The sequence below is a fragment of the Pseudomonas cyclaminis genome, from assembly GCF_015163715.1.
Classification (GTDB): Bacteria; Pseudomonadota; Gammaproteobacteria; order Pseudomonadales; family Pseudomonadaceae; genus Aquipseudomonas; species Aquipseudomonas cyclaminis.
This window is the reverse complement of the sequence record NZ_JADDUM010000083.1, coordinates 1-5,141: the sequence shown is the minus strand read 5'-3', so window position 1 is coordinate 5,141 and position 5,141 is coordinate 1. Positions and strand designations below refer to the sequence as shown.

5 protein-coding genes are annotated in these 5,141 nt (G+C 60.2%); all 5 read left to right on the top strand.

The features are described 5' to 3' along the window. Positions 1-110: 110 nt before the first annotated feature. A complete protein-coding gene (locus IQK56_RS12025) occupies positions 111-1,139 on the top strand; it encodes a Gfo/Idh/MocA family protein (RefSeq protein ID WP_122307695.1) in 1,029 nt (342 codons plus the stop codon). A 128-nt stretch (positions 1,140-1,267) separates the two neighbouring features. Further along, complete coding sequence (locus IQK56_RS12020; RefSeq protein WP_193901709.1) at positions 1,268-1,495, top strand: hypothetical protein; 228 nt, start codon at positions 1,268-1,270, stop codon at positions 1,493-1,495. Beyond that, entirely contained in the window at positions 1,492-2,421 is a 930-nt protein-coding gene (locus IQK56_RS12015) for a sugar ABC transporter substrate-binding protein (RefSeq protein WP_150677376.1), read from the top strand. The genes IQK56_RS12020 and IQK56_RS12015 overlap by 4 nt, the downstream gene beginning before the upstream one ends. 65 nt (positions 2,422-2,486) lie before the next feature. After that, a complete protein-coding gene (locus IQK56_RS12010) occupies positions 2,487-4,040 on the top strand; it encodes a sugar ABC transporter ATP-binding protein (RefSeq protein ID WP_122307693.1) in 1,554 nt (517 codons plus the stop codon). Positions 4,041-4,071: 31 nt separating this feature from the next. Next, positions 4,072-5,094: an ABC transporter permease gene (locus tag IQK56_RS12005; protein WP_024076018.1), complete on the top strand. Its 1,023-nt coding sequence runs from the start codon at positions 4,072-4,074 to the stop codon at positions 5,092-5,094. Positions 5,095-5,141: the final 47 nt, after the last annotated feature.

The following is a 5,141-nucleotide window of genomic DNA, read 5'->3' as shown; positions in this document are numbered from 1 at the left end:
CCCCCGATGACAGTGGCTCAGCCAGCAGATGAGTTGACTGGTCCACCGCTATCGGGGGCAAGCCCCCTCCCATAGTTGATTGGGTTTGCAATTCAATTCAGGAGTTGATCATGCGAATCGGACTAGTCGGCTACGGCCATGGAGGGCGCTTTTTTCATGCGCCGCTGATTGCAACATTGCCCGGCGCCACGTTCGTTGGCGTCGTCACCCGTTCCCCCGAGCGCCGCCAACAGTTAAGTACCGACCACCCAGGCGTCCAGGCTTTCAACTCCATCGGCCAGATCGTCGAAGCCGGTGTCGACGCGCTGGTCATCTCCACCACCCTCAAAGGCCGTCCGGCCCTGGTGCTGGAGGCCATTGAGCACGGCGTCGCGGTGGTCAGCGACAAGCCCTTTGCCGCCAACGCCGAACAGGCCCAGGCGCTGATCACGGCCGCCGAGCGCCATGAAGTGCTGCTGAGCGTGTACCAGAACCGCCGCTGGGACTCGGACTACCTGACCTTGCGCAAACTGATCGACGCCGGCGCTCTGGGCACCATCACCCGTTTCGAATCCCGCGTGGAACGCTACAGCCCCCAAGCGGTGGGCAATGCCAGTGGCGGCGGTTGGCTGCGTGATTTGGGCAGCCATTTGGTGGACCAGGCGCTACAACTGTTCGGCCCGGTGGAGCGGGTGTTTGCGCAATTGCATTACACCGCCGAACACCCCAGCGTCGACCACGGTTTTTTTGTCTCCCTGACCCACGCCAACGGGGTGATTTCCCATCTGTGGGGCAACGCCCTGCAAAACAGCCAGGCGCCGCGTTTTCGCGTCAGTGGCAGTTTGGGGTGTTACACGGTGGATGGCCTCGATGGCCAGGAAGAAGCGCTGATGGCCGGCAAGTCGCCGAAAACCGAGGGCGAGCACTGGGGCGCCGAGGAGCACCGACGCTGGGGTTGGTTCGAGCAAGGTGATGAGCGTGAACGGGTGCCGTCCGAAAAGGGCTGCTGGACGCAGTTCTATCGTCAATTGCAAGCCGCCGTGCAAGGGCAGGGACCTTTACCGGTAGACGCCTATGATGCGCTGGAGACCACCCGTATATTGGACGCCGCACGCCTGAGCGCCGAGCGCCAGCAGGTGGTTTCAACAAAAATAGAATAAAATTCTAAAACAGGTTGATATGGAAATTATTTTCCAATAAAGTCTTTTCCAGGTTGCATAAAGTACGTCTTGGGCTCGACCCCGGCGACTCAACAAAAACAAGATCAAAAACAACCAGGTACCGTCAGATGAAAATCTTCAACGCTGTACTGCGAGTTTTACGCCCTGCTCACACGCCACGCGGTCTGCCCCGCGCCCGGCCGTTCTACTTCTCCTTCCTTAATGTGCTGTGCGTCGAAAACAAAGGCGCGCTGGTCTGCTGCATTCCTGGCGCACCGGTCGTACGACTGCCGCCGAGCTCTGATAAACGCAACGTCCAAAAAACCAACAAGAAAGTGGAGACAGACCGTTCATGAAGACCCCGATCCGTTTTACCGCGCTGGCCCTGTCCATGCTGCTCGCCAGCGGTGTTGCCTCGGCTGCTGATCTGAAGATAGGCGTGAGCATGTCCGCCTTCGATGACACCTTCCTCACCTACCTGCGCGAAGACATGGCCAAGCAAGCCAAGTCCTACCCTAAAGGTGACGGCGTGCAGCTGCAGTTCGAAGACGCCCGCGCTGACGTGGTGAAGCAACTGAGCCAGGTCGAGAACTTTATCAGCCAGAACGTCGACGCCATCATCGTCAACCCGGTGGATACCGCCTCCACGGCCAATATCATCAAGGCCGCTACGGCTGCGAAAATCCCTCTGGTGTTCGTCAACCGCCGCCCGGACAGCGCGACCCTGGCTCCAGGTGTCGCAGCGGTGATTTCCGATGATGTGGAGGCGGGCAGGCTGCAGATGCAGTACATCGCCGAGAAGCTCGACGGCAAGGGCAATATCGTGATCCTGCTGGGCGACCTGGCGAACAACTCCACTACCAACCGTACCAAGGGTGTAAAGGACGTGTTGGCCAAGTACCCCGGCATCAAGATCGAGCAGGAACAGACCGGTATCTGGTCGCGTGACAAAGGCATGACCCTGGTCAACGATTGGCTGACCCAGGGCCGCGACTTCCAGGCGGTGCTGTCCAACAACGATGAGATGGCGATTGGTGCTGCCATGGCCCTCAAATCTGCCGGCAAGAAAGGCGTGCTGATCGCCGGTGTCGACGGTACGCCGGATGGCCTCAACGCGATCACCAAGGGCGACATGACGGTGTCGGCCTTCCAGGATGCCAAGGGCCAGGCGGACAAGTCGGTCGAAACGGCGCGCAAGATGGCCAGGAACGAAGCCTTCGAGCAGAACGTGGTGATCCCGTTCCGACTGATCACCCCGGACAACGTCAAAGAATTCAAGTAGCCCTGACATAACAACAATAAACCGGCAGGGCGGTCGTGCCCGCCCTGCTGATGGAGTACCTCCCTATGCTCGCTCAAGCCGCTGTCTCGCAGCCCCCCGGTCTCCAGCCGCTGCCGCTGGAAGAACCCTACCTGCTGGAAATCGTCAACATCAGCAAAGGCTTTCCCGGCGTCGTGGCCCTGGCCGACGTACAACTGCGTGTGCGCCCTGGCACCGTGCTGGCGCTGATGGGCGAGAACGGTGCAGGTAAGTCGACCTTGATGAAAATCATCGCCGGCATCTATCAGCCCGACGCCGGTGAAATCCGCCTGCGCGGCAAGCCCATCGTATTTGAAACGCCCCTGGCGGCCCAGAAGGCCGGGATCGCGATGATCCACCAGGAACTCAACCTGATGCCGCACATGAGCATCGCCGAGAACATCTGGATCGGCCGCGAGCAGCTCAACAGCCTGCACATGGTCAACCACCGCGAAATGCACCGCTGCACCGCCGAGTTGCTGGCGCGCCTGCGCATCAACCTCGACCCGGAAGAACACGTCGGTAACCTGAGCATCGCCGAGCGGCAGATGGTCGAGATTGCCAAGGCGGTGTCCTACGACTCCGACATCCTGATCATGGATGAACCGACGTCGGCCATTACCGAGAAGGAAGTGGCCCACCTGTTTTCGATCATTGCCGACCTCAAGTCACAGGGCAAAGGCATCGTCTACATCACCCATAAAATGAACGAAGTGTTTGCCATCGCCGATGAAGTGGCGGTATTCCGTGACGGCCACTACATCGGCCTGCAACGTGCCGACAGCATGAACAGCGACAGCCTGATTTCAATGATGGTCGGGCGTGAGCTGAGCCAGTTGTTCCCAGTGCGCGAAACGCCTATCGGCGAGTTGCTGATGTCGGTGCGCGACCTGACCCTGGACGGCGTGTTCAAGGATGTCTCCTTCGACCTGCATGCCGGCGAGATCCTCGGTATTGCCGGGCTGATGGGCTCGGGCCGCACCAACGTGGCGGAAACCATCTTTGGCATCACCCCCAGCAGCAGCGGCCAGATCACCCTGGACGGCGCGCCGGTACGCATTACCGACCCGCACATGGCCATCGAGAAAGGCTTTGCGCTGCTGACCGAGGACCGCAAGCTCAGCGGGCTGTTCCCGTGCCTGTCGGTGCTGGAAAACATGGAGATGGCCGTGCTGCCGCACTATTCGGGCAACGGTTTTATCCAGCAGAAAGCCCTGCGCGCCTTGTGTGAGGAGATGTGCAAGAAGCTGCGGGTGAAGACCCCGTCGCTTGAGCAGTGCATCGACACCTTGTCCGGCGGCAACCAGCAGAAAGCCTTGCTCGCCCGATGGCTGATGACCAATCCACGCTTACTGATCCTGGATGAGCCGACTCGCGGTATTGACGTCGGCGCCAAGGCCGAGATCTATCGCTTGATCTCGTTCCTGGCCAGCGAAGGCATGGCGGTGATCATGATTTCCTCGGAGCTGCCTGAAGTGCTGGGCATGAGCGACCGGGTGATGGTGATGCATGAAGGTGAACTGATGGGCACCCTGGACCGTGCGGATGCGACCCAGGAAAAAGTCATGCAGTTGGCCTCCGGTATGTCCGTGGTCCACTGAAGAATTGCACAGAATAAGAAGGTGATTGGCTATGAACGCAATAACAGACAACAAGCCTGCCACGGCACCGGTCAAGCACCGGCGGCGACTGCCCACCGAGCTGAGCATCTTCCTGGTGCTGATCGGCATCGGCCTGGTGTTTGAGTTGTTCGGCTGGATCGTGCGGGACCAGAGCTTTTTGATGAACTCCCAGCGCCTGGTGCTGATGATCCTGCAGGTGTCGATCATCGGCCTGCTGGCCATCGGCGTGACCCAGGTGATCATTACCACGGGGATTGATTTGTCGTCCGGGTCGGTTTTGGCGCTGTCGGCGATGATCGCCGCCAGTTTGGCGCAGACCTCCGACTTTTCCCGAGCCGTGTTCCCAAGCCTGACCGACTTGCCGGTGTGGATCCCGGTAGCGATGGGGCTGGGTGTGGGGCTGCTGGCGGGGGCGATCAACGGCAGCATCATTGCCGTCACCGGTATCCCGCCGTTTATCGCCACACTGGGCATGATGGTATCGGCCCGTGGCCTGGCGCGTTATTACACCGAAGGCCAGCCGGTGAGCATGCTCTCGGATTCGTACACTGCCATCGGTCATGGCGCGATGCCGGTGATCATCTTCCTGGTAGTGGCGGTGATCTTCCATATTGCCCTGCGCTACACCAAGTACGGCAAGTACACCTACGCCATCGGCGGCAACATGCAGGCGGCGCGGACGTCCGGGATCAACGTCAAGCGTCACCTGATCATCGTCTACAGCATCGCAGGTCTGCTGGCTGGCCTGGCCGGTGTGGTGGCCTCGGCACGCGCTGCCACCGGGCAGGCGGGCATGGGCATGTCCTACGAGCTGGACGCGATTGCTGCGGCGGTCATCGGCGGCACCAGCCTGGCGGGTGGGGTAGGGCGTATTACCGGCACGGTGATCGGCGCGCTGATCCTTGGGGTGATGGCCAGCGGGTTTACGTTTGTGGGCGTTGATGCGTATATCCAGGACATCATCAAGGGCTTGATCATTGTGGTGGCGGTGGTCATCGACCAATACCGCAACAAGCGCAAGCTCAAGCGCTGACGCAGTATAAAATGTGGGAGGGGCTTGCCCCCGATAGCAGAGTGTCA

Coding starts and splice junctions, on each gene's coding strand:
- IQK56_RS12025 (WP_122307695.1), top strand. CDS start 111: ATGCGAATCGGACTAGTCGGCTACGGCCATGGAGGGCGCTTTTTTCAT.
- IQK56_RS12020 (WP_193901709.1), top strand. CDS start 1,268: ATGAAAATCTTCAACGCTGTACTGCGAGTTTTACGCCCTGCTCACACG.
- IQK56_RS12015 (WP_150677376.1), top strand. CDS start 1,492: ATGAAGACCCCGATCCGTTTTACCGCGCTGGCCCTGTCCATGCTGCTC.
- IQK56_RS12010 (WP_122307693.1), top strand. CDS start 2,487: ATGCTCGCTCAAGCCGCTGTCTCGCAGCCCCCCGGTCTCCAGCCGCTG.
- IQK56_RS12005 (WP_024076018.1), top strand. CDS start 4,072: ATGAACGCAATAACAGACAACAAGCCTGCCACGGCACCGGTCAAGCAC.